The organism is Vibrio zhugei (assembly GCF_003716875.1).
GTDB classification, from domain to species: Bacteria; Pseudomonadota; Gammaproteobacteria; order Enterobacterales; family Vibrionaceae; genus Vibrio; species Vibrio zhugei.
In genome coordinates this window covers 1,581,381-1,606,495 of record NZ_CP033078.1, presented here as the reverse complement: position 1 = coordinate 1,606,495, position 25,115 = coordinate 1,581,381, and the positions used below count along the sequence as shown (strand labels likewise).

The 25,115-nt window shown below is 46.5% G+C and carries 22 protein-coding genes and 4 tRNA genes; 16 read left to right on the top strand and 10 right to left on the bottom strand.

From position 1 onward, the window contains the following. The first annotated feature begins 138 nt into the window (after positions 1 to 138). Entirely contained in the window at positions 139 to 3,198 is a 3,060-nt protein-coding gene (gene ydiJ / locus EAE30_RS12670) for a D-2-hydroxyglutarate dehydrogenase YdiJ (protein ID WP_123016241.1), read from the top strand. 69 nt (positions 3,199 to 3,267) lie between these two features. Here the strand turns inward: ydiJ and EAE30_RS12665 are convergent, their stop codons facing one another. Further along, a complete protein-coding gene (locus EAE30_RS12665; protein ID WP_123017369.1) occupies positions 3,268 to 3,990 on the bottom strand; it encodes a DUF3581 domain-containing protein in 723 nt (240 codons plus the stop codon). Between the two features lie 339 nt (positions 3,991 to 4,329). On the opposite strand from EAE30_RS12665, the gene yqfB reads away from it, so the two are divergent. After that, on the top strand, positions 4,330 to 4,635 hold the full coding sequence (gene yqfB, locus EAE30_RS12660; protein WP_123017368.1) for a N(4)-acetylcytidine aminohydrolase: 306 nt from the start codon (positions 4,330 to 4,332) through the stop codon (positions 4,633 to 4,635). Positions 4,636 to 4,728: 93 nt separating this feature from the next. Here the strand turns inward: yqfB and EAE30_RS12655 are convergent, their stop codons facing one another. After that, positions 4,729 to 5,049: an HI1450 family dsDNA-mimic protein gene (locus EAE30_RS12655; RefSeq protein WP_123016240.1), complete on the bottom strand. Its 321-nt coding sequence runs from the start codon at positions 5,047 to 5,049 to the stop codon at positions 4,729 to 4,731. A 12-nt stretch (positions 5,050 to 5,061) separates the two neighbouring features. Beyond that, positions 5,062 to 5,628: an elongation factor P-like protein YeiP gene (gene yeiP, locus EAE30_RS12650; protein ID WP_123016239.1), complete on the bottom strand. Its 567-nt coding sequence runs from the start codon at positions 5,626 to 5,628 to the stop codon at positions 5,062 to 5,064. A gap of 198 nt (positions 5,629 to 5,826) precedes the next feature. On the opposite strand from yeiP, the gene EAE30_RS12645 reads away from it, so the two are divergent. Next, positions 5,827 to 6,594: a nucleotidyltransferase domain-containing protein gene (locus EAE30_RS12645; protein ID WP_123016238.1), complete on the top strand. Its 768-nt coding sequence runs from the start codon at positions 5,827 to 5,829 to the stop codon at positions 6,592 to 6,594. Between the two features lie 9 nt (positions 6,595 to 6,603). On the opposite strand, the gene EAE30_RS12640 is transcribed toward EAE30_RS12645, so the two are convergent. After that, positions 6,604 to 8,988 (bottom strand): DNA polymerase II, encoded by a 2,385-nt coding sequence (locus tag EAE30_RS12640; protein WP_390259132.1) that lies wholly within the window; start codon positions 8,986 to 8,988, stop codon positions 6,604 to 6,606. 443 nt (positions 8,989 to 9,431) lie between these two features. On the opposite strand from EAE30_RS12640, the gene uvrY reads away from it, so the two are divergent. The 7 genes from uvrY (at position 9,432) to EAE30_RS12605 (ending at position 13,278) form a co-directional block, all read left to right on the top strand. Continuing rightward, positions 9,432 to 10,076, top strand: a complete 645-nt coding sequence (gene uvrY, locus EAE30_RS12635) for a UvrY/SirA/GacA family response regulator transcription factor (protein WP_123016237.1) — start codon at positions 9,432 to 9,434, stop codon at positions 10,074 to 10,076. Continuing rightward, a complete protein-coding gene (gene uvrC / locus EAE30_RS12630; protein WP_123016236.1) occupies positions 10,076 to 11,905 on the top strand; it encodes an excinuclease ABC subunit UvrC in 1,830 nt (609 codons plus the stop codon). The genes uvrY and uvrC overlap by 1 nt, the downstream gene beginning before the upstream one ends. 46 nt (positions 11,906 to 11,951) lie before the next feature. Then, entirely contained in the window at positions 11,952 to 12,509 is a 558-nt protein-coding gene (pgsA, locus tag EAE30_RS12625) for a CDP-diacylglycerol--glycerol-3-phosphate 3-phosphatidyltransferase (protein WP_123016235.1), read from the top strand. Positions 12,510 to 12,868: 359 nt separating this feature from the next. After that, a tRNA-Cys gene (locus tag EAE30_RS12620) sits at positions 12,869 to 12,942 on the top strand. A 2-nt stretch (positions 12,943 to 12,944) separates the two neighbouring features. Further along, positions 12,945 to 13,020, top strand: a tRNA-Gly gene (locus EAE30_RS12615). A 65-nt stretch (positions 13,021 to 13,085) separates the two neighbouring features. Then, positions 13,086 to 13,172, top strand: a tRNA-Leu gene (locus EAE30_RS12610). A gap of 30 nt (positions 13,173 to 13,202) precedes the next feature. Beyond that, positions 13,203 to 13,278: transfer RNA gene (locus EAE30_RS12605), tRNA-Gly, on the top strand. A 127-nt stretch (positions 13,279 to 13,405) separates the two neighbouring features. Here the strand turns inward: EAE30_RS12605 and EAE30_RS12600 are convergent. Next, positions 13,406 to 13,888 (bottom strand): GNAT family N-acetyltransferase, encoded by a 483-nt coding sequence (locus EAE30_RS12600; protein WP_123016234.1) that lies wholly within the window; start codon positions 13,886 to 13,888, stop codon positions 13,406 to 13,408. Positions 13,889 to 14,177: 289 nt separating this feature from the next. Here EAE30_RS12600 and pheS point away from each other — a divergent pair, with 289 nt between their 5' ends. The 3 genes from pheS (at position 14,178) to ihfA (ending at position 18,312) form a co-directional block, all read left to right on the top strand. Beyond that, entirely contained in the window at positions 14,178 to 15,161 is a 984-nt protein-coding gene (pheS, locus tag EAE30_RS12595; RefSeq protein WP_123016233.1) for a phenylalanine--tRNA ligase subunit alpha, read from the top strand. Positions 15,162 to 15,179: 18 nt separating this feature from the next. Then, on the top strand, positions 15,180 to 17,567 hold the full coding sequence (gene pheT, locus EAE30_RS12590) for a phenylalanine--tRNA ligase subunit beta (RefSeq protein WP_123016232.1): 2,388 nt from the start codon (positions 15,180 to 15,182) through the stop codon (positions 17,565 to 17,567). 448 nt (positions 17,568 to 18,015) lie between these two features. Then, positions 18,016 to 18,312: an integration host factor subunit alpha gene (gene ihfA, locus EAE30_RS12585; RefSeq protein WP_123016231.1), complete on the top strand. Its 297-nt coding sequence runs from the start codon at positions 18,016 to 18,018 to the stop codon at positions 18,310 to 18,312. A 72-nt stretch (positions 18,313 to 18,384) separates the two neighbouring features. On the opposite strand, the gene EAE30_RS12580 is transcribed toward ihfA, so the two are convergent. Further along, entirely contained in the window at positions 18,385 to 19,170 is a 786-nt protein-coding gene (locus tag EAE30_RS12580; protein ID WP_123016230.1) for a nucleotidyltransferase family protein, read from the bottom strand. 323 nt (positions 19,171 to 19,493) lie between these two features. Here EAE30_RS12580 and EAE30_RS12575 point away from each other — a divergent pair, with 323 nt between their 5' ends. Next, a complete protein-coding gene (locus EAE30_RS12575; protein ID WP_123017366.1) occupies positions 19,494 to 20,144 on the top strand; it encodes a thiopurine S-methyltransferase in 651 nt (216 codons plus the stop codon). A 43-nt stretch (positions 20,145 to 20,187) separates the two neighbouring features. Here EAE30_RS12575 and purT read toward each other — a convergent pair whose 3' ends face one another. After that, positions 20,188 to 21,363 carry a formate-dependent phosphoribosylglycinamide formyltransferase gene (purT, locus tag EAE30_RS12570; protein ID WP_123016229.1) on the bottom strand — a complete coding sequence of 392 codons (1,176 nt, stop codon included), beginning with the start codon at positions 21,361 to 21,363 and terminating at the stop codon, positions 20,188 to 20,190. Positions 21,364 to 21,670: 307 nt separating this feature from the next. Here purT and EAE30_RS12565 point away from each other — a divergent pair, with 307 nt between their 5' ends. Together EAE30_RS12565 and EAE30_RS12560 are read left to right on the top strand one after the other, a co-directional pair. Beyond that, on the top strand, positions 21,671 to 22,363 hold the full coding sequence (locus EAE30_RS12565) for a 2'-5' RNA ligase family protein (RefSeq protein ID WP_123016228.1): 693 nt from the start codon (positions 21,671 to 21,673) through the stop codon (positions 22,361 to 22,363). A 64-nt stretch (positions 22,364 to 22,427) separates the two neighbouring features. After that, on the top strand, positions 22,428 to 22,823 hold the full coding sequence (locus EAE30_RS12560) for a thiol-disulfide oxidoreductase DCC family protein (RefSeq protein WP_123016227.1): 396 nt from the start codon (positions 22,428 to 22,430) through the stop codon (positions 22,821 to 22,823). Between the two features lie 103 nt (positions 22,824 to 22,926). Here the strand turns inward: EAE30_RS12560 and cdd are convergent, their stop codons facing one another. The 3 genes from cdd to EAE30_RS12545 form a co-directional block, all read right to left on the bottom strand. After that, entirely contained in the window at positions 22,927 to 23,823 is an 897-nt protein-coding gene (gene cdd, locus EAE30_RS12555; protein WP_123016226.1) for a cytidine deaminase, read from the bottom strand. Positions 23,824 to 24,026: 203 nt separating this feature from the next. After that, a complete protein-coding gene (locus EAE30_RS12550) occupies positions 24,027 to 24,713 on the bottom strand; it encodes an LrgB family protein (RefSeq protein WP_123016225.1) in 687 nt (228 codons plus the stop codon). Next, entirely contained in the window at positions 24,713 to 25,102 is a 390-nt protein-coding gene (locus EAE30_RS12545) for a CidA/LrgA family protein (RefSeq protein WP_123016224.1), read from the bottom strand. The genes EAE30_RS12550 and EAE30_RS12545 overlap by 1 nt, the downstream gene beginning before the upstream one ends. Positions 25,103 to 25,115: the final 13 nt, after the last annotated feature.

The following is a 25,115-nucleotide window of genomic DNA, read 5'->3' as shown; positions in this document are numbered from 1 at the left end:
CTAGTATGCATTTTGTCACTCAGATTCTGTTTTGAACACCTTTTTAAATGTTGTAAAGTGAACTCACTCAAAGATTAATGTTAAAATTAACTCATTCCTTCTACTCAATGATGCAGTAGACGTAGGGGCAGGAAGCACATGTTACCAAGACTTCACCACCATTCTGATATAGAGCCAAGCGTCGTTCATTTCTTGAATGAACTTGATGCTGCGGGCTTTCAAGGAGATATTGAAACCCAATACTCCAGTCGATTTTCTGTTGCCACTGATAACAGTGTTTATCAGCAATTGCCTCAGGCTGTCGTTCATCCACGCACGTCTGAAGATGTGGTGCTCATAGGAAAGATTAGTTCAAAACCAGAATTTGAAAATGTCACTTTTTCACCACGAGGCGGTGGGACAGGAACGAACGGGCAATCCTTAACGCAAGGCGTGGTGGTTGATTTGTCTCGTCACATGAATAAAGTGATTGAAATTAATGAAAAAGAAGGGTGGGTTCGTGTACAGGCAGGCGTGGTTAAAGACCAGCTTAACGATGCCGTTCGCCCTTACGGATATTTTTTCTCGCCGGATCTTTCGACGAGCAATCGTGCAACCTTGGGTGGGATGATCAATACCGATGCTTCCGGACAAGGGTCATTAAAATACGGGAAAACCTCCGATCACGTACTCTCACTGCAAGCGGTATTTGCTGATGGTTCCCTCTTAGAGACCGATGGTAGCGGGCCCGATCCACAAGAGACTTCGTTCGCGGCTCAAGCGCTATCGGTTACCGAGCATATCTGCCGCACTCAGCGTGATGCCATTGTCGCCAAGTTTCCACCGCTGAACCGTTTTTTAACGGGGTATGATTTAAAGAACGCCATCAATGAAGCCGATGACAGTTTTGATATCACACGGGTTTTGTGTGGTGCCGAAGGATCGCTTGCGTTCATTACCGAAGCCACGCTCAATTTAACGCCGATTCCTACTGCTCGCACGTTGGTCACTGTTAAGTATGACAGTTTTGACTCTGCGCTTCGTAACGCGCCGCTGATGGTGGAAGCGCAAGCACTGTCGGTTGAAACCGTTGATTCCAAGGTACTGAATTTAGCCAAACAAGACATCGTTTGGCATGGGGTTCGCGATTTGATCACCGATGTGCCTGGGCTTGAGATGCAAGGAATTAATATTGTCGAGTTTGCCGATCAAGACCAAGCGAGTGTCGATCACTTAGTGGCTGAACTGGTGGCGCGTCTGGATGAGACCATGCAAAAAGGTCAATCGGGTATTATCGGTTATCAAGTGTGTACGGATTTGGCGAGTATTCAACGTATTTATGGAATGCGTAAGAAAGCTGTCGGCCTGTTAGGCGCGGCGAAAGGTCGAGCGAAACCTGTCCCATTCACGGAAGATACCTGTGTCCCGCCCGAGCATTTGGCGGACTATATTAGTGAATTTCGGGCACTGCTCGATAAAAATCAACTGACGTATGGCATGTTCGGTCACGTTGACGCTGGGGTATTGCACGTACGCCCTGCGCTGGATATGTGCGATCCGCAGCAAGAGAAAATCATGCTGCACATCTCGGATGAGGTGGTGAAGCTGGTGGCGAAGTATGGTGGATTGATGTGGGGCGAACATGGTAAAGGCTATCGCTCAGAATACAGTCCTGCTTTTTTTGGTGAGGCGCTCTATCAAGAATTACGGCGCGTTAAAGGCGCATTTGATCCGCACAATAAAATGAATCCTGGCAAAATTTGTACCCCGCTGGAATCACAAGCCGAGCTGGTGAAAGTCGCGAGCGTGACACGGGGCTACTATGACCGCCAAATTGATGTGCAAGTTCGCGATAGCTTTAAGCAAGCAATGCTGTGCAATGGTAATGGTTTGTGTTTTAACTACGATACCAGCTCGCCGATGTGCCCATCGATGAAAGTGTCTGCTGACCGCCGTCATTCGCCGAAAGGCCGGGCTGGCTTAGTCCGAGAATGGCTACGCCAATTGAGTGAAGAAGGCATCGACATTTTAAGCCTAGAGCAGGAAACCTATGAGCGGACATCCACCGTCAAAGCTCTGGTGAATCGCGTGCGTCATCGTCTCAATCAACGTCATGAATACGATTTTTCTCACGAAGTGTTTGAAGCCATGAACGGGTGTTTGGCCTGTAAGGCATGCGCCAGCCAGTGTCCAATCAAAGTCGATGTTCCAAGCTTTCGCTCACGCTTTTTGAATATTTATCATTCGCGATATCAGCGTCCGGCGAAAGATTATTTAGTGGCGAATATTGAAACCCTATTGCCGACGATGGCGAAAATTCCCCATGTTGTCAATCGCCTATTGTCGCAAGGCTGGGTTAAACATGTCACAAAAAAAACCATTGGTTATGTGGATGCACCGTTGTTGTCGGTTCCCGTGTTGGCCAAGCGAATCCGTCGCCATCCGCTGGAAGCTTTCGATGTGCAGCGTTTGTCGCGGCTATCTGAGGAGGAGAAACAACAATACGTCATTTTGGTACAAGATCCTTTTACCTCCTATTATGATGCTGACGTGGTTGAGGATATGATTGCGCTCGCCGTCAAGCTGGGTAAAAAGCCCGTTTTATTACCGTTTAAACCTAACGGTAAATCCCAGCACGTGAAAGGCTTTATGCAGAAATTTAAGTCGACAGCGACGAATACCGCAGAATTTTTAACGCAAGTCGCTGAGTTAGGTATTCCGCTGATCGGGGTGGATCCTGCGATGGTGCTTTGTTATCGCGATGAGTACGTGGAATTGCTTGGTGACCATCGTGGACAATTTGATGTTTTGTTGGTGCACGAATGGTTATTACCCCAGTTGTCGGAATCCACTCACGAGCAAGGGATGACGGATACAACGCCGTGGTATTTGTTTAGCCATTGTACCGAAAAAACGAAGCTACCCAATACAGAAGCCGAGTGGGGGACCATTTTTGCGCATTTTGGGGCTCAATTACAGGCAGTGCCGGTGGGATGTTGTGGTATGGCTGGCACGTTTGGTCATGAAGCCGATAAGCTGCAAATGTCGACGGATATTTATGGGTTGAGCTGGAAACCCAATCTTGCACAATTGCCACAAGAGCGATGTTTGATGACCGGTTACAGTTGCCGCAGTCAGGTCAAGCGCTTTGAGCACTATCAGCCTAAACATCCACTACAAGCCGTACTGTCAATTTTAAATGGTATGACGCGGGTGTGAAAGGGGAAGTGATTCTCGATACAAAAAAACGAGCCAGAGGGCTCGTTTTTTATTTGTCTTGCTTGATGATTATGCCGTGCAATACTCAGAAATAAACTCTTTTTTGAGCGTGTTAAACCGAGTCACCAAGTCATCAATGTCGTCTTGATTATAGGGTTTTAAGCCGCTTGCTACCATACGCTTCACCCCTTTGCCAATCACAATACCGTCTTCTTTGAAGGTAAAGTTTAATGTGACGAGGCCACGTTTACCTTCTACATCAAAGGTAGCGCCAGTGTATTCAATTTCTGGGTGGATAAGATCAAGGCGCTCAAATTCGACTTCCATACTTTCGTATATAACCAACGGGCGCTGGCAATTGATCATCATCTGTTTCTCTTTCATAAGAGGAACGAGGATGTGAGGAAAGTTTTTTCCAGAGAACTGCACGTAGTTGGTCACCACATGTTCAATGAATTCGTCATTATGAGTGGTTTCGCCAGAGCGATTCAGGTGTAAAAATTCTTTGCCGGCATCGTTGACGACCGCACTTTCTTCGTCGCTACGCTGTTCAATATGCAGCAAGACATCGTCACTGACCATGCCAGAAAAATCGAAGCGCATTTTTTGGCTGATGCCCTCTTGCTTTAAGAGCACGGCAAAAAGTAAATCCCCAGGGACACAAAAACGTTTATTGTCTTCGTCGTGAATAGGGTTGTAATCACCGGCTATTTTCTTAGCGAAGTGACTTGCTTGACGGCGAGTGAATCGAAACTGTGACTCTTGAGATGAAAAATAGGGATTTAAAAACATAATATACGCTACGTGACCAAAACCGTGCGGCATTATAACGGACAAATGGGATGAATTGGTCTATCCAGTCGAAAAAAAACATTTTTTATTATGTGAATTTAGATGGTTTTATTTTAATCAGTTGTTTTTATTTGAATTATTGGGTTTTTAGCCAATGAGTAAAAATGAAAAAACGGAATAAATATAGCGTGATTAGGCGCCAAAAGTGATGGGAAAAGTCATCTCTTGCTCGTTCTTCTCGTCTTATTGTGTTTGGAACTCTGGTGGATTGAGTGTTTAATAGCGGCCACATTGTTGAGTAAAGTAACGCCGAAATTAGGGGGTGACACGATGAAATACATGACGTTTTTTGAACGGTTTGAGGACGATATTCTGGCCGGTAAGAAAGTGATTACATTGCGCGATGACAGTGAAAAAGACTATCAGCAGGGCGATATTGTTGAAGTCGCAACGTTAGAGCAAGGCCGCACGTTTTGTCATATTCGTATCCGTGAAGTGACAGAAGTGGGGTTTGATCAACTGACGACTCGTCACGCCGAGCAAGAGAACATGACGTTGCCTGAGTTAAAGCAGGTTATTCAAGCCATTTATCCTGGTATTACGCACTTATATATGTTGGCTTTTGAGCTCTACGACCATGCGTAAACTGCGTCATTTTTCAGGCATTTATGTGCGGTGGTAATGTGCGCGAGCGATACAATAAAAAGCCAACGTTTGACCGTTGGCTTTTTGATTATCTTAGTCTCGTTTCCACAACATGTGACAGAACTTATGTTCTGGATCGCGGCTTACCAGCATACGAGCGAAGACATCATCCAAGACATCATCGTCTTCATTGACTAGCCCGATACGAACTTCTGCATAGCGTTCTTTATCGACCTCGAAACCGACATGTTCCACCCAGTCGTCACCCGTTTCAACCACTTCAGCTGCACCGCGTTCATCAAACTGAGCGGTAAATAGAATGACATCGGCTGGCTCTAAGTTATCTTCTGCCATTTCCAAAAAAATGTCATAGGCCGTATCAATGGTATCGTCGTAAGAAATCAAGTCTGTCATAGCGCCTCTTTATTATGCTCGGCTCATGAATTTACGTTCTGCAATGTTGATGACAACACGTTCACCGCTGGCAATATACTCTGGTACTTGTACCACTAGGCCAGTTGCAAAATAGGCTGGTTTGGTGCGTGCCGATGCCGATGCGCCTTTGATGGAAGGGTCGGTTTCTTCAATCACTAACTCAACCGAAGATGGCATTTCCAAGGCGACAGGTTTACCGTCAACGAGCACCACATGCAAACCTTGAATTTCTTCCGTCATAAATAACAGTTCGTCAGCAATGTCGGTCGATTTAAAGTTGAATTGAGTATAGTCTTCGTTGTCCATGAACACATGCTCATCGCCATCGACGTAAGAAAATGACACAGCACGCTTATTCATGTCGACGGTATCCAATACATCGTCCGATTTATATCGTTCGTCGACGCGAGCGCCTGTTTCTAAGTCCGTACAACGCAGTTTGTATATTTTTGAACCGCCACGACCACCGGGTGTCGTAACTTCAATGTCTTTGATCAATAGGGTTTTGTTATTTGCGAGAATCGCGAGCCCTTTTTTTAATTCACTTGCCTTTGGCATGAACGGTATCCTTCATTGTATGAGTCGGGGCATTATAGCGAAGGTTGCCCGCGAAAACATCTCTCTTTATGGTGTTCTCTGACTTAACACTGATGATAATTTATTCACCATTCCAGCAAGATAGCGACAATATATTGATTAAGCGTCAGGGATCAGCGAACATAGCAGTCATCTTGATTAACAGAGTGAACGTCAGCGATGCCATTGAATGTGTTAACGGCACAATCGCCGTTACAATCGGATTATGTGCCTGCCATCGGCGAGCTCGTGAAATTTTTTCGGGCTGGCTTAGGGGATAACTTACACAGCTTGTATGTGTATGGCAGCGTCGCACGTGGCACCGCCAAACCGGGGCGTTCGAATATTGATGTTATTGTGGTGACTCATGAGTCGTTTGACGCCAATCGTGTCACTTTGATCAATACCATCCGCTATCGCTTCCAACGGCATTACCCCTTTGTGATCGATTTAAACGTGAAAACGGCCTTAGCCAGTCATGTTGCTTCTCTGGACAGTTTGTTTTCTTGGGGGTTTTTGTTACGTCATTGTGCGCGATGCGTGTATGGCAGCGATTTGGGCGAGTGCTTTGGTGACTATGAGCCGAGTTGGGAAATCGCCAAACACTGGAACATGGATGTGGGATACAAAGTGGCGTATTACCGAGCGAAAATTGCCAAAGCCACTCGCGGGGAAGAGCAAATCAAAGCCCAAATCGATGTGGGTAAAAAGCTCCTACGCGCGAGCTATTCCTTGATTATGCACCGTGACAAACAATGGTTTGATGATCCCATAGAATGTGGTCGTCAGTTTTTAGTGTATCACCCGGAAAAACATCGAGAGATTGACCGCTTAGCCCTGCTGCTGCGTGGGAAAGTCATTCCCAAGCGCTCTGTTGTCGGTTTATTAGATGACTTTGGTCCATGGCTTGCTAAGCAATATGAAAAAACCGAGTTCAAAATTGGCTGATTTGTGGGGTTAGAACAGCCCTAGTTGCGGTGCATTCAGCGCATCGAATTGGCGACCCACAAACGGCAAAATGGCGTCGGCCACGGGTTTTAATTGTTTCTCGATATAGTGGTCATAGTCGAGCGGGCTTCGGCAATATTCTTTAGGTTCCGGCCCATTGACGGTGATCACATAGCTGATGCTGCCTTTATTTTGATATTGTGGGGCGCGGCCTAGTTTGATGTTAATTTCATCCGCAAGACGAGCCGCCCGCACTTGCGGTGGGACGTTACGTTGGTAGTCAGTGAGCTTTTGGCGTAGACGTTTGCGATATACCAATTCTTCATCAAATTCTCCAGCCCGAGTGCGCTGCGTGATATCTCGGATGTAATCATCAGGCGATTGATCGTGGAAAATCATCTGATACAACTCTTTTTGAAAGCGTTGCGCTAAGGCTGTCCAATCGGTGCGTACACTCTCTAATCCTTTAAATATCATGCGTTCATTCTCACCTTCACCCAGTAAGCCAGCGTAGCGCTTTTTGGATCCCGTTTCTGAGCCGCGGATCGTTGGCATCAAAAATTTTCGGTAATGATTTTCGTACTCAATTTCTAAAATCGATTTGAGTTGGTAGTCGTCCTGCAAGTGGGTCATCCACCATTGATTGATCGATTCAACCAATGTAGCGCCAATGCGATCGGCGTCTGGTTGTGTGCATTCATAGCCTAAAGAGACAAACGTGGAGTCGGTGTCGCCGTAGATGACCTGATAGCCATAAGACTCAATTAATTCACGAGTTTTTTTCATGATTTCATGGCCACGCATGGTAATACTGGAAGCCAAGCGTGTATCAAAAAAACGGCATCCTGACGAGCCGAGTACGCCATAAAACGAGTTCATGATGATTTTTATGGCTTGGGAAAAGGCGCTTTCATTATCCCTCTTGGCTTGGTCGCGCGCGATCCATAATTGTTCGATCATCTCGGGTAGAAAATGGCGAGTGCGATGAAATTGGCCACCACGGAAACCGGGAACGGCTTGGTGCATGTCTTTGCCAACGTCGAGTTTCAAGCCTTCAATCAGCCCGAGTGGGTCAATCAAAAAGGAGCGTATAATGGATGGGTACAGGCTTTTGAAATCCAACACGAGAACCGAATCATATAAGCCGGGTAAGGAGTCCATGACATAACCGCCAGGGCTCGCTTGCCAGTCTTCTGATTGCAGATTTGGCGCAATATAGCCAGCACGATGCAATTGCGGTAAGTACAGATTCGTAAACGCCGCAACCGATCCGCCAACACGATCAAGTTCTAGGCCAGTGAGACGTGAGCGCTGTATAGCAAATTCCAATAAGTGGGCATGCTGAAATAATCGATTCACCAACACACAATCTTGTAAGTTGTATTTGGCCAGTGACGGCTTATCGTGAGCAAACATGTGATTGATTTCGGCCATACGGTCATGCACATTATGAATCGCTTTTCCTTCTCCCAGTAGTTCCTGAGACACCGCCTCGAGAGACCAAGAGCGAAACTGGTAAGTGGCGGTTTTGAATGTATCAATGCCATCCAATACCACTCGGCCCGGGATGGTAATAAATCCCTGCTGTGTTTTTGATGCGCTACGGAAATAGCTGGTTTGTTTTCCCCGGCCAATGCGCAGAGCAATGCGGTGCCACTGCGCTCGGCGATGCAATAACCGAAAATCAAAATCAATGACGTTCCAGCCAATGATCACGTCGGGGTCGTATTGCTGAAACCAATCGACCAGCGCGTGAATCAGCGCTTTCTCATCCTTGACCCATTCAATGGGCGTGTCTGCCTCTTGCGCGTTGCCCACCATAATAACGCGTCGATCCATTGGGCTATCTAGTCCAACGGAATATAAGACGCCTTTTTCGGAGCATTCAAAATCCAGCGATACGACAGATAACTGGGGAATATAATCGGTTGGGCGACATTTGGCATCGCGAATTTGAATAAAATGACCATGATGGATTGGTGTCCCAGTAAACGCCACACTGCCACGAATAAAGCGCTCCATAAGATAGCGATCAGCAAGGCGAATGTCCGTTTCATAGATAGCGATCCCCTGTTGTCGCAGGCGCTGTTGACATAATTGGGATTGTGCCAACGTTGGCGCATACACCGCACTCACTGCGGCACCGGAGAAATGAGCCATCTCAAGGGGACGCAATTCGATTTGGGGCTCCGATTGTAAGAGATTGCTGGCCTGAGCCTGTGCGGTTTGCTCAATAAAAAACACTGGGCGTTGCTGCGAAATTAAGAGCTGTGTTGGGCCTTGGGGGGTGGCTAGCCAAAGTTCAATAGAGGTCGTTGTACCGACGTCACGAGCGTGTCGAGTGAGCAAAAAGCCTGTGTGATGAGTCATAATATCCGCTGAGTGGTTGTTCATACTGCCAGTGTGTCACCCGTGGTATCTTATCATAGAAAATCACCAAAACTGATAGGCGACGTAATGAAGCTGGTACTGGGACAATCCGGTTATTTTTTCTCGAAATGTGCACCATAACCTTGGTTCATCGACTGATTTTGTTATTATCGGTCTCCGCTACTTTTTAATGACTGTCATTGTCAATGATGTGATGCCGACGCTTTTGGCTGCGCGGCGGATTTGTTTGTGAAAGATCATTCACCGAGCTGAGTAATTTGTGGCAATACGTTGATTTTGACTTTTTTTACTATAGGGTAGGAAAAGTGAGGCAATAAGTGCTTGCTAAACGTGATGTTTCAGCACATAGTCAAGAACTATATTGTGAATTAAGTTTAACTGGGCGAGCGTCTCATTGAGGTTAAACCTCGACGTTGTCGCCAACGAATAAGTGTGGAGATACAAGTTTGATAAATGTTTTCCTTGTAGATGATCACGAACTGGTTCGCACAGGGATACGACGTATTATTGAAGACGTCCGTGGGATGAGTATAGCAGGGGAAGCTGTCAGTGGTGAAGACGCGGTAAAATGGTGCCGCCATAGTCATGCCGATGTCGTGTTGATGGATATGAACATGCCAGGTATCGGTGGATTAGAAGCAACCAAGAAAATTTTGCGTTTCAATCCGGACGTAAAAATCATTGTATTAACCATTCATACTGAAAATCCGTTTCCGACACGCGTTATGCAAGCCGGCGCTGCTGGGTATTTGACCAAAGGTGCTGCACCTGATGAAATGGTGAACGCCATCCGCGTGGTGAATAGTGGACAACGCTATATTTCGCCGGAGATCGCGCAACAAATGGCGCTGAGCCAATTTTCTCCAGCTTCTGAAAACCCTTTTGCTGATTTGTCTGAACGTGAATTGCAGATCATGATGATGATTACGCAAGGACAAAAAGTCACGGACATTTCTGAGCAACTGAATTTAAGTCCTAAAACCGTGAATAGCTACCGCTATCGATTGTTTGCGAAGCTCAACATCGGTGGTGATGTGGAACTGACACACTTAGCGATTCGCCATGGAATGCTAGACACAGAGAAGTTGTAGTGCCTGAATTTGATTCTGTCGCTTTTCTAAAAACGGTGACTGATCAGCCTGGCGTTTATCGTATGTATAACGCTGATGCTGAGGTCATTTATGTCGGAAAAGCTAAAGACCTAAAGAAACGTTTAACCAGCTATTTTCGTAAAAATGTGGATAGCGAGAAAACGCGAGCGTTAGTCAGTAATATTTGTAAGATTGATGTCACCGTCACGCATACGGAGACAGAGGCTCTCATACTCGAGCACAATTATATTAAGCAGTATCTACCGAAATATAATGTGTTACTGCGAGACGACAAATCTTATCCTTACATTTTTATCAGTAATCACAAACACCCTCGTTTATCCAGTCATCGTGGCGCTAAAAAACGCAAAGGGGAGTACTTTGGCCCGTATCCTGACTCCCGAGCCGTACGAGAAACGTTGCACCTGTTGCAGAAGATCATTCCGGTACGCCAGTGTGAAGATTCTGTCTATAGTAATCGCACACGCCCATGTTTGATGTATCAAATTGGTCGATGTGCTGGACCGTGCGTGGATGAACTTGTCTCTGATGACGATTATGCTGAGCTGGTGGATTTGGTGCGGCTGTTTTTGCGTGGTAAAGATCAGCAAGTATTGCAGCAATTGATTGATAAAATGGAACAGGCTAGCACACAGTTGCGTTTTGAAGATGCGGCAAAGTTTCGTGATCAAATCCAAGCGATTCGTCGTGTACAAGAGCAGCAGTACGTGTCCGATGACAGTATGGAAGACATGGATGTGTTGGGCTTTGCTCAGGAAAATGGGATTGCCTGTGTCTATATTTTAATGATACGCCAAGGCAAGATTTTAGGCAGTCGTAGTCATTTTCCAAAGATTCCAAACAACACAACCCGTGAAGAAGTGTTTGAGAGTTTCTTAACGCAGTATTATTTGAATCACAATGAAGCGCGTTCTATGCCAAATCGCATTGTGGTTAACCGGGAATTGTGTGATGACTCCGCGCTATTGCAGTCCGCATTAAGTGAGATTGCTGGTAGAAAAGTCTATTTTCATTTGGATCCCAGTGGTTATCGTGGTCGGTATTTGAATCTGTCGAATACCAATGCGCGCACAGCGATCACGACAAAAATCAATCATAAGATGACGATTAGCCAACGTTTTAAAGCGTTGCAAGAAGAATTAGGGCTTGAGTCCATTCAACGTATGGAATGTTTTGATATTTCCCATACAATGGGGGAAAGTACCATTGCCTCTTGTGTCGTCTTCAATCAAGAGGGGCCACTCAAATCTGAGTATCGCCGTTATAATATCACTGGCATTACGGGCGGGGATGATTACGCTGCGATGGGGCAAGTTTTAGAACGTCGCTATTCCAAGCAATTAGACGTCGACAAGATCCCTGATATTATTTTCATCGATGGCGGTAAAGGGCAGCTCAATCGTGCCTATGAAATATTGCAACAGTGCTGGGTGGATTGGCCAAGGCGACCTCTATTAATGGGGATCGCGAAAGGCGTGACTCGCAAGCCCGGTTTGGAAACGCTCATTACGGTTGATGGACGTGAGTCCAATTTACCCAGTGATGCTCCTGCGTTGCATTTAATTCAGCATATTCGTGACGAAAGCCATAATCATGCCATTAGTGGTCACAGAGCAAAACGGGGTAAAACTCGTCGTACAAGCAGTTTGGAAGGAATCGAAGGTGTGGGGCCGAAACGTCGGCAAGCACTATTAACACACATGGGAGGGTTGCAAGAACTGAAACGAGCCACTGTAGAAGAAATCGCCAAAGTCCCAGGGATCAGTCATTCTCTGGCAGAAAACATTTATCAGGCATTGAAACAATAGTAAAAATGCCGCACCATAAACGCGCTGTCGATAAGAGCTTATAATTATGCGTTTTAACATCCCAAATATTCTTTCTTTAATACGACTTTTTCTAATACCAGTTTTTGTCGTGACGTTTTATCTCCCATTTACTTGGGCTCCGTTTGCTGCTGCTATGGTTTTTTGGGTTGCAGGATTCACTGATTGGCTCGACGGTATGTTGGCAAGAAAACTTGGCCAAACCTCCCGTTTTGGCGCCTTTATTGATCCGGTTGCGGATAAGGTCTTAGTGGCATCGGCTTTGATTGTCATCACTGAGCATTATCATACGATTTGGATTACCATACCTGCGGTAACCATGATAGCCCGTGAAATCATTATCTCAGCCTTGCGTGAATGGATGGCGGAAATTGGTAAGCGTGCGAGCGTTAAGGTATCTTGGATTGGTAAAGTGAAAACACTGTCACAAATGTTTGCTTTATGGGTATTGATTTGGCGCTATGATGATTGGATGATTTGGCTCGGCTATGCAGCGATTTATTTGGCGACAATATTAACGTACTGGTCAATGGCACAGTATCTTGCGGCCGCAAAAGACGATTTATTAAGTGAAGAAAATCTGTGACTGGGGTGTGACCGCACACCGGTGAATTCATGAGAAAAGCGAGGCTCCTGTTGAGTCTCGTTTTTTTGTATCATGACCTATCAATGTGGACAGATTATCGAATCAGCTCTCCGCCTTTGGCTCAATAGGGGAGTTTATCCTGTTAACGAGATAGTGTTTTCTCATGATTAACGTGACTTATGTCTCGGAAATATAACTCTTTTAGTCGGTATTTTAATCAAAATGTCCTGTTTTGAACGCAAAATAGTCAAACGATACAAAATGATAAAAAATTCTGTTGACTCATTGTCGTGAATCCGTAAAATGCATTCCCGTACTCAAGAGGAAGCGCACAGCGTGTCATCCGATTCAGTATCGAAGGCGTGTTGGCAGAGTGGCTATGCAGCGGATTGCAAATCCGTGGACCTCGGTTCAACTCCGGGACGCGCCTCCATTGCGACACTAGCTCAGTTGGTAGAGCGCGACCTTGCCAAGGTCGAGGTCACGAGTTCGAACCTCGTGTGTCGCTCCAAATTAAAGAATATGGAGTGTACTCGGTATTCTAGATGGTGTGCCTATCATCGCAAAGTATTGCGTGCCCTGGTGGTGGAATTGGTAGACACAAGGGATTTAAAATCCCTCGGCGTTCGCGCTGTGCCGGTTCAAGTCCGGCCCGGGGCACCATCTATTAAAGTCTGCATTATGATGTAGCATGCGACACTAGCTCAGTTGGTAGAGCGCGACCTTGCCAAGGTCGAGGTCACGAGTTCGAACCTCGTGTGTCGCTCCAAATAAAAAGCCCGAGTTTCGACTCGGGCTTTTTTCGTTTTTACCTATTTTGTACCAATCAGAACGGCAGTGAATTCCGATACGCCGTTCCTCCTTCCTAAACTTATCGTGGGCTGCGTTATCGCTGTTTATAGCGTCATATCCATCCAGACATCACAGCCAGTATGAATGACACCGGGCATCGGTTCACTGCGATGCTCGAAACCCAGGCGCTCATACAGACTGATAGCCGATTTCATCGCACTTAATGTATCCAAATAGCATTGGCGGTAGCCTAACTGCCGGGCAACGTCTAAACAAGTCTGAACCAATTGTTTTCCCGCGCCTTTACCGCGCGCTGCTGGTAATAAAAAGACTTTGCGTAATTCACACGTGTCTGATGAATCTAAAAAAGGAGCGATACCGCCACCTCCAATCACTTGGCCATGTTCGATCGCCACGAAGTATTGTGAACCTTGCTCAGGGTTATAGTATTGGCTCATGGCTTGTACTTCGGCATCCGAAGGCCCAAATCCATCGCCAATTGCACCATACTCCTTGCCAACGGTTTCGATAATATCGCGTACCGAAGCATCATATTGCTCAGTAATTGGGATAATATGCATGCTCATCTTTCCTTTTTATATAACTCTCCAAGGTGGCTCATTCTATCCATATGAGATCGCCCGTGCAAGAATGTGACAACGGTTGGTCAGCGCGGCCGATAAATGCTCGAATTTGTGCTTAATCACGCATTTCATTTGGCAATGGGGGCTGCATTCGGTACTATGTAAAGCTATCTAAAAACACCCCCAGAATCCCTTACGGTCAACCCATTGGGTGTCGTTTGGACTCTCGATCGGGACTTTGGAATGGAGACCATTCCCAAAGGAAACTGCTTAACGAGCAGGCGAGGACATAATGCAACATCTACAAGAGATTATTGCTAACGCGACAGCGGCGATTGAGTCAGCTGAATCGTTAGTCGCACTGGATGAAGTGCGAGTTCAATATCTAGGTAAAAAGGGTGAGCTTACCGCTCAACTGCAAAGCCTAGGTAAACTACCACCAGAAGAACGACGTACCGCAGGTCAAGAGATCAATGCAGCGAAAGGTCAAGTTCAACAAGCGATTGTCGCACGTAAAGAAGCGCTACAAAGCGCTGAACTTGAAGCAAAGTTAGCCGCGGAAACGATCGATGTGACCCTACCTGGGCGCCGCATTGAAAATGGCGGTTTACATCCAGTGACACGTACTATCGAGCGTATTGAAAGTTTCTTTGGTGAGCTTGGGTTTACAACACAAGCTGGACCTGAAATCGAAGATGCATTCCACAACTTTGATGCGCTGAATATCGCTGAGGATCACCCAGCGCGCACCGATCACGATACGTTCTTTTTTAATCCTGATTTGATGCTACGTACTCATACTTCTGGTGTGCAAATTCGTACTATGGAAAATGGTAAACCACCGTTCCGTTTCATTGCACCAGGCCGTGTATACCGTAACGACTACGATCAGACACATACACCCATGTTCCACCAAGTGGAAGGCATGCTGGTTGATGAGAAAGTGAATTTTGCGCAGCTTAAAGGTGTGCTCTACGACTTTTTAACCAACTTCTTTGAAGAAGAGTTGGAAGTGCGTTTCCGTCCGTCTTACTTCCCATTCACCGAGCCTTCTGCGGAAGTTGACGTGAAGCGTAAAGATGGAAAATGGTTAGAAATTTTGGGTTGTGGCATGGTCCACCCGAATGTGCTGCGCAGTGTCGGGATTGATCCTGAAAAATACTCGGGTTTTGCTTTTGGTATTGGTATTGAACGTTTAGCCATGCTTCGTTATGGGGTTAACGATCTTCGTGCCTTCTTCGAAAATGATCTTCGTTTCCTAAAACAGTTTAAGTAATCCAGAGGTTTAATCACTATGAAATTCAGCGAAACATGGCTTCGTGAGTGGGTGAACCCTGCGGTCACAACTGACGAACTGACTCATCAAATTACAATGGCTGGCTTGGAAGTAGACGATGTACTTCCTGTTGCGGGCGACTTTAAAGGCGTGAAAGTAGGTCAAGTTGTGGAGTGTGCTCAACACCCCGATGCCGACAAGCTTCGCGTGACAAAAATTGATATCGGTGCCGATGAATTACTCGACATCGTCTGTGGTGCGCCGAACTGTCGCCAAGGCATCAAAGTGGCCGTCGCCACGGTAGGCGCCGTGTTACCGGGTGACTTTAAAATCAAGAAAGCGAAACTTCGCGGTCAACCATCGCATGGCATGCTTTGTTCATTCAGCGAATTGGGTATTGATATTGAATCAGACGGTATTATGGAACTGGCAGACGATGCGGTTCTTGGTACCGATTTCCGTGAGTTCTTGGGTCTTGACGACGTGACCATTGATGTGGACCTAACGGCGAACCGAGCGGATTGCTTCAGCATTCGTGGTCTTGCACGTGAAGTGGGCGTGTTAAATCGTACTGACGTCAGTGAACCCGAATTGACTCCGGCGACCAATACCATCGAAGACACGGTCTCAGTCGATGTACAAGCGCCTGCGGCTTGTCCTCGTTATTTGAGTCGTGTGATTAAAAACGTCGATGCTAGCGCGCCGTCACCGTTATGGATGCAAGAGAAATTGCGTCGTTGTGGTATTCGCAGCGTTGATGCGATTGTAGATGTGACCAACTATGTCATGCTTGAACAAGGTCAACCTATGCACGCCTTTGATCTTGCTAAGATTGAAGGTGGCATCGTGGTACGCATGGCTACCGTTGGTGAAAAACTTACCTTGCTTGATGGATCAGAAGTGGAGCTTCAAGAGGGAACGCTTGTGATTGCTGATCACGATAAGGCTTTGGCTTTAGCGGGTATTTTTGGCGGTCAAGACTCAGGCGTTAGTACGACGACACAAGATATCATGTTGGAATGTGCCTTCTTTGCCCCTTCGGCAATTCGTGGGCGTGCTCGTGAATACGGTTTGCATACCGATTCTTCGCTACGTTTTGAGCGTGGGGTGGATTATCAGTTACAAGCGATCGCCATGGACAGAGCAACACAGTTATTGGTTGAGATCTGCGGTGGTGATGTGGCGCCAGTCGTGAGTGCCGAATCGCAAGCCGACTTACCTCAGGCGAATCGTGTCGCTTTACGTCGTAGTAAATTGGACGACCTATTAGGTCATCACATTGCCGATGACGATGTGGTCGAAATTTTACAACGTTTAGGACTGAGCGTGACAGCCACGGATGCCGGTTGGGAAGCCACCGCACCAAGCTGGCGTTTTGATATTGCCATTGAGCAAGATCTGATCGAGGAAGTGGGTCGTATCTATGGTTACGATAACATTCCCAATCAGTCACCTGTCGCTGCGTTGAGCATGAATCGTCACAAAGAAGCGAACATGCCGTTAAAGCGCGTTCGTGATTTGCTGGTCGATCGAGGCTACCATGAGGCGATCACTTATAGCTTTGTAGAACCAGAGCAGCAAAAACTCACAGTGCCTGGAGTGGAGCCACTCATTCTGCCTAATCCAATTTCTGCAGATATGTCAGCAATGCGTTTGGGGTTAATCCAAGGGTTGCTTAATACAGTGGTCCGTAACCAGAAACGTCAGCGGCCACGCGTGCGCTTGTTTGAATACGGTTTACGGTTTACGCCAGACAGCACGGCTGAAAATGGTATGCGCCAAGAGCCGATGTTGGCGGGTGTACTAGCCGGTAGCTGCAGTGAAGAACATTGGGATATCGCGACTGCTACGGTCGATTTCTTTGATTTAAAAGGCGATGTTGAAGGCATTCTTGAGCTTACAGCCAATGATAAAGCGTATCACTTTGAAGCGGTTAAGCATCCTGCGCTGCATCCAGGACAAAGCGCTGCGATTATGTTTGATGGTCAGCAGATCGGTGTCATTGGTACAGTGCATCCAGAACTCGAGCGTAAGTTTGGTTTGAACGGCCGTACTGTTGTATTCGAAATTGAATGGAATGCAATTGCGACCCGTGTGATTCCTGAAGCGGTAACGTTATCCAAATTCCCAGCAAACCGTCGTGATATTGCTGTCGTAGTGGATGACAGTACTGCGTCTGGAGACATAGTACAAGCTTGTGTCGATGCTGGTGGGCAATGGCTTAAAGATGCGCAACTATTTGATGTGTATGTAGGCAAAGGGGTTGAAGAGGGTAAGAAGAGTCTTGCCATCGCCTTGCTCCTACAATCGACAGAGCGAACGCTGGAAGAAGCGGATATTACGGCAAGTGTCGATGCCATTGTTGCGGCGATCGGTGAGAAATTTGGTGCAACATTGCGCGATTAATTGTTAGCTACACCGCAAAAACAGAAAACGGGCTCCGTCAAGGGGCCCGTTTTTTTATCGATAAGATTAAATTTGCGCGGATAATGTCAACATAACGTCATGTAACGTAATGATTTATAATAAAAATTATTTTTTTTTGCGGTGGCGTTTTTTTTTCAAAAAATTTTCATTTGGTTTTTAATTCTACTGAATTTTATTATTTAGATTAAATCACTGAAAAACGACATCAATAACCCTGATATCGACGTCAAATACTATCATTTTGATATTGATATGCGTCTATATTTTGTTGGCAACAAAATTTTTTGAGTGAAAAAAGTTGGCGAAAATCATAAGCTTGGCATACACTTTTCAAGTGCTGTCGATAGGTTGTTGATTCGGCAAGGCAATTATTGCCAAGGCGCTGCCGATAGGGCAGCAAGATTAACTAAGCTTTGAGGGAAGTTTTATGGCGCTCACAAAAGCCGATTTGGCAGAAAGCCTGTTTGAAGAATTGGGTTTTAGCAAACGTGATGCCAAGGAAACGGTGGAAGTGTTTTTTGAAGAAATTCGTAAGGCACTAGAAAGTGGAGAACAGGTCAAGCTCTCAGGATTTGGAAACTTTGACTTACGTGATAAAAATCAACGTCCTGGTCGTAACCCTAAAACAGGGGAAGATATTCCGATTTCAGCTCGCCGCGTCGTAACGTTCCGCCCAGGGCAGAAACTAAAAGCCCGAGTCGAGAACATTAAAGTCGCGAATTAAGTTCGAGCAAAAAAGACCACGCTTGTTGGCGTGGTCTTTGTGTGTTTGGCGATGTATATCATGTTGTAGAGATTATGCCGCTTGAGCTTGTAGGCGCGTTGTAATGTACGGATGCCATGCATCGTGATAAAGGTTCTTTGCTTGAGCACGCAGTTGCTCAATTTTTACGGTTTCTATCTCATTCAATGCACGCTGTTGTATTGCTGCTGTCCGTTCTATTGCTTGAATGTTTTCGTATATAGCATGCTCGGCCCCACTTTTCACTTTTTCAATTCCGGCTAAATGTAATTGTACTTCGGCAATCATGTGAGTTTTAGGGAGACGAACGAGTACGTTTAAGTCACGGTAACCTGAGGCTGTTGGATTTTTAAAGCGATTTTTCACTTTCACAATGGTGGCTGAGCGATTGAGCATTTCATAAGCTTTGACCAAACTCGGTACATCATTGGCAACAAGGGTGGCACGTGCTAAATCCGTGATACGCTCATTCTGACCAGAGAAATCGGCACGGATTTTTTCTTGGGCGCGTTGACGTGATTTTACTCCGCAAGTGTAGGGGATGGTATCGGTTAACATCGCGGTTTCTTTACATAGGTTAGTGAGTTCGTATTGGGCTTGATGCGCTTTGCTGTAAAGCACGTCAAAATCGCGGTAGGGTTGCAGTGGCGTGGATGAGATAGGCTGAATGCCATATAACCCGCTTAGGCTATGTTTAAATACTTCAGAACTGATTTCACTTTGAGATTCCCCTGTGCGGCTGTCCTCGATGCTCGTATCGATTGGCATCGGCGCTGCAAACGCGGGGGCACGGCTTAGAATTAAAAGCATCAGGGCCGTGGTACGGAATAAGAGGCTCATAGTCACTCTCCTTGGCTAACGCTGTATGAGTCAGAATGGGCACGAAAAGGATTTCATGACAACAGCTCGCGAAAGGTACTTAGCTCTTTGTTCTAATAGTTATATCTGGTCTGCAATAGAAAAAACAATGCCTATGACACGAAAATGACAATACATTTGCACAACGGGTCACTGGCGTAGCGTGTACATACTGGATTCTCCTCTAGAATGATTTGAAAATAGTCAACGATATCAATGATAAAAAAGCGGTAGCGTTAGGGGCTATCGTTTTTTTTGAGAATCGGTTAGGCTTAGCTCATGATGACAGCTTAGAGAAAAATAGTATGCAAGATCCGGAATTTTGGCATCAAAAATGGGCGGATAATAAGATTGGTTTCCATAACGGAGAGGTTCATCCCTTTCTCGCCAAATATTGGTCAGCGTTGGCTCCTAAACGCCACGAGCGCGTTCTCGTGCCATTGTGTGGAAAGAGCGAAGATTTGGTCTGGTTGGCAGAGCGCCATGATGATGTGGTAGGGGTGGAACTGAGTCCAATCGCAGTGCGTGCCTTTTTCGCCGAACATTTTTATACGCCGATGGTCACTCAGCTAAGCAGTGCTCACGAGCTATATCAATTTGATGAACTGTCGATCTACACGGGCGATTTCTTTACCGTACCGGTAGAGACAGTTGATATTGTTTACGATCGTGCTGCGTTAGTCGCGCTTCCTGCGGAAATGCGCATCGACTATGCTGAGCGTGTAAAGCGCTTACTGTCACCGCAAGGACGACTGTTGGTGGTGACGTTGGATTATTCTCAAGATGAAATGGCGGGGCCTCCGTTTAGTGTGGATGAGCAAGAGCTACAACGCTTGTTCTCCGGCTACACATTAACGCTACTTGAGAGTGAGCAAGCCGATGAAGTGCATCCTAAACGTGTGGATAAAGGTTTGTCTCGGTTTGCCGAAAACGTATGGTTGATTACTGCGCCATAATAACAGCGTTAGGTGGACCAATGTCCACCTAACATCGATGGATTTAATAATGAATCTGGATCGCGTTACGACATTCTGCGGCAAGCTCAATGGCGTGCTCGACCGTTTCCCCGCGCGCAAGGGCCACGCCTAGTCGGCGGCGGCCATCAATCTCTGGTTTGGCGAATAAACGAACTTGGGTATGCGGTACCAGAAGCGCATGTTCCAAACCACCAAAGCCGAGTGAAGTCGATACCCCTTGACCTAAAATAGCCGCGGAAGCGCTGGCACCGTATTGCGTGATATGCCCAATAGGCAAGCCTGTGAACGCGCGGACATGGAGCGCGAACTCTGAAAGATCTTGTGAAATCAGCGTCACTAAACCCGTGTCATGCGGGCGAGGGGAGACTTCATTAAAAATAACGCTATCGCCTTTGACAAAGAGTTCGACCCCAAACAGGCCATAACCGCCTAACGCATTGACCACTTCTTTGGCCACATATTCGGCTGCCTTGCGTGCTTTTTCGGTCATTGCTTGTGGCTGCCAAGACTCACGGTAATCGCCATCCTCTTGACGGTGACCCACTGGAGCACAGAAATGCACGCCATCGACGGCACGGACGGTGAGGAGTGTAATTTCGTAATCAAAGTCAATGAAGCCTTCAACGATAACGCGACCTGCACCACTGCGACCACCCGCTTGTGCGTACTCCCATGCGGTTGGAATGTCTGACGAGGAGTTAAGGACACTTTGACCTTTGCCTGATGAGCTCATTACGGGTTTGCAGACACAGGGAAAACCGACGGCTTCGACGCCTGCGTTAAATTCTTCGTAAGTATCAGCGAAGCGGAAAGGTGAGGTTGGCAACGCGAGGGTTTCTGCGGCTAGGCGACGGATGCCTTCACGATCCATGGTGAGGCGAGTGGCGTTCGCCGTTGGCACGACATTAAATCCTCTCTGTTCTAATTCAATCAGTTTTGACGTGGCGATCGCTTCAACTTCAGGAACGATATAGTGAGGCTGCTCTTGTTCGATGATGCGATGCAGCATCTCACCATCTAGCATATTAAAAACATGACGACGATGGGCAATTTGCATGGCTGGCGCGTTATCATACCGGTCGCAGGCGATCACTTCCAAACCAAGGCGCTGACATTCAATCGCAACTTCTTTACCTAATTCTCCTGAACCAAGTAACAGGACACGAGTTGCATTTGTACTTGTAGCGGTTCCCAACATAAAAAATCCTTCCCAATGTATAGAGTGCTGATAATAAACAGCGCACATAATACGGATTTTAATGCAAAAAGCAAACGTTTGCGTAGTCGAAATTATTGACTATGAATTAATAAAGAGGAGCCCGGACATACCGCATTGAGTGTGTGAGTAAGCGAGAGTTATGGTGATACATGAATCTCAGAGATGGGCGCTGTATCACGAGAATGTCATGTACAAACGGTATACTTTAGGGCGATTATTTAATGATATTGTATTTTCCATCAATAAGTTAAGTCGTCTATGCCATTGGATTATTTAAGAGGAATGTATGACTTCTGTTTTTATGTCTACCGTTAAGGCTGGGATGAGCGCTTGTCTGCTTGTTGCCTTACCGCTATGGGCTCATGCAACCAGTATCGACGTTTTTGCTATGCCGTCAGACAGTGTGGTGAAAACAATGCAGCAAACCAGTGATACGCTGCACTCTTACGGTATTGACAGTTTTTATCGTCAAGGTAAGCCTGTTCATATCACTCTGTATTTGACAGAGTTTCCATCTTCAGCTCAAGAAAAAATCACTCAGATTGTCCAACGGTTTGCGAAAACACAGGCGCCGTTTCCTATTACGGCCAGTGGTGTCACCGTGACCAAAGGGCACTGGGCGTTTATCGATGTGAAGCGCAGCGCCGCGCTGCAGCGTTTGGCTGATGAAATCACACTCGCGCTCGAACCGTTACGCGTTTCTGATCCGACGATGCCTGACTGGGTCAAAGCGTATCCGAATAAACAGGCGGCATTTGAGCGCTATGGCAGTCCAAATGTGTTTCAAAATTTCACGCCTCACTTAACGCTCGTTGGGGGCGAAACCAACCCTAACTTAGCCAAGTTCGCGAAGGCCATGCACCAGCATCCCCCCTATGTGCAGGGAAAAATTGTAGGAATCGGCGTGGGCATTACGGATAAGTGGGGTCAGCAAAAAACGATTTTGGGTGAATACCGCTTCAACAAGGCGCAGCCATAGTGAGTCACCTACAGGTGTGATAGAGTGTAGATTCACTCGAACACCACTAGGTAGAAGTCAGATAATGAGCTCATTGATCGTGTTTTATGATGGAACGTGCCCGTTGTGTGCAAAAGAAATGGACCAGTTACGTAAGCGTGATACGCAGCAGCGTCTCCATCTCGTTGATCTACATAGTGACGAGTTTGCGCAATTTCCCGATATTGACCCGGTTGCCGCCAGCGAAATCTTGCATGCGGTTGATCAGCAAGGTCGATTATTACTTGGGCTAGATGCGGTGCATAAAGCGTGGCAAATGGTAGGGAAAGGATGGGTCTATGCGCCATTGCGCTGGCCTTTAATTCGACCTGTTGCAGATTGGTGTTATTTGTTTTTTGCTCGCCATCGTTACCGTATTTCGTTTCTTTTTACCGGTACCTCGAGGTGCGAGAGCGGACAATGTTCCATTAACAAGAAATAATCCTTCGGTCATCTGATGTTATAGAAGCCCTTTCATGTTGCAGTGAAAGGGCTTTTTATATTCGTCTTGCAGTGTTGTCTTCGTTTGCTCGACGAATACTCAATCACTTTGATGGGACGGACGCGTAGCTGAATTCAATGTCTGGGTTGAGCCCATCAAGTGTGGCTTGCGTGCTATCGAGATGACTGATCGGCGTATTTCCCATTTCGACCAATGCCACATGAGTGACCAGAGAAAAGTCCAAGCCTGCCATGCGCATTTGAATTAACGCCACTTGCAATGGCGCAAGGCTGGGATTAAACGCCGCATTTTCAGCATAAGCGCCTTGGAAGGTGTCCTGCGTCGTGGTCCGTAGAGCCACGCCACTGACATTATGGGTATAAGGCGCATGGCTGATATTCAGTGCTGCGAGTGCCTGCGTCAAGAGAGGATCATCTAACGGATGCTCAACGCCTTGATGAGACTTATCCATCAAACGCTGCGCAATGTCTAAATCATCAGGGCCAAAAGATTCAGGAAGATAGTGTTGCAACGACAACTCGTCTCGTTGTGGTAATTGAATCATCAACGAGGAGGCCGTAGTCAACTCATTCATGAACTGGCGACAGTGACCGCAGGGAGTATGATTGACCGTGACGTCTTTAATACCCGTTTCACCTTTCATCCATGCATGACTAATGGCCGCTTGTTCTGCATGGATGGATTGACCCAATTGTACCCCTGAGAACTCCATGTTGGCGCCAAAGTACAGCGTACCAGTCAGTCCTCGTGCTATGGCTCCCACATAAAATTTTGAAATAGGCACATGCGCATAACAGGCGGCTAGGGGGAGAAGCGCGACACGTAAATCGGCATCATTGAGCCCAGAGCATTTGAGGAGTGTATCAAACTGTTGGCTAGAGAGTGTTGCGTCAAAATCCTTGTCTAAAACAATCGGAGTAAGAGAGTCGGCAATTGACTCAGGAAGGCGGCTTAACGCCTGCTCGAGTAAATCTTTCATTGGAGCATCCTAATTGATTATGGATAGTCAGTTTAGGGAAAATGCCAGTTATTGAAGTGATGATGGTCACATTTCAAATGAAAGGTGTTATTTTTATTGCATTAATAGTTATAGATCACGCAAGAAGGCGCGTCTTCCACGCGCCTTTAAGCTTTGCATTGCGCCACAATGGCATCTGGGGGACGCCATGGTAGGCAGCAGCATCAGTGAAGGAGTTGATCGAGCCAGACTGTCAACGTGAAGAGAAACGGCGCCAAAATTGACGTAATAACTCCGCATAATACCAATGCCAGAGAGCTGAATGCCCCGTCTTTGGGATCGGTTTCTGCGCAGGTTGCCGTTCCTAAGGCATGTGAGACCGAGCCCATCGATAACCCTCTGGCAAGCGAATGTTGGATATTCAAAAAGCGAAGAATCGGATAGCCCATGATGGCCCCGAACAGTCCTACAATCATCACCACGATCGCCGAAATCGAAGGTTCCCCACCAAGGTGACTCGCGACTTCCATTGCTATCGGAGTGGTCACCGATTTGGCCATAAGCGCGGCGACTAAGTGCATGTCTGTATGTAATAACACCGCAATGACGCTGGCCGTTATCATTGACATCACGCTACTTAAGAGGCAAGCCAATAAAATCACTCGCCAATTGGCACGGATTTGCGGGAGTTGTTCGTATAGCGGAAAGGCTAAGGCAACGACCGCAGGACCGAGTAGCTGGCTTAAATAAATGTTATCGGCGTAATACGTTTTAAAGGGAATATTCAATGCCGTCAGCAGTACGATCAGTAGAGCAATACAAATCAGTAAAGGGTTTGCGATGGGGGAGGAGATTTTCGCGCAAAACCAACGACAAATGAAAAATACCGCAATGGTAACAACCAACCACATTAGTGATGCTCCTTATGAGACGCCTGAGGTTCAATACGATTCATAAACTTGTTGAGAACAAGGCTTAATATCACCAAGACGATGAGTGAGCCACCAATCGCACTGGCTAAGATCGCCCAAGCATTATTAATCATGAGATCAAAGTGGTCCATTAATCCCACACTGATGGGAACAAAGAGCAGCATCATGTAGCGAATGAAGAAGTGGCAACCGGGCTTCACCCAGTTGACAGGCGTGATACCACTGACAAGCAATGCAAATAAGATCAACATACCAAAGATACTGCCGGGGATAGCAATGGCGAGGAGGCTTTGAATCCAATTACCGAGGGTTAAACTAAGATAAATGAGCGCGAATGACACGCCGTACTGCAATAGTGTTTTGGGCATAGTGGTGATGTCG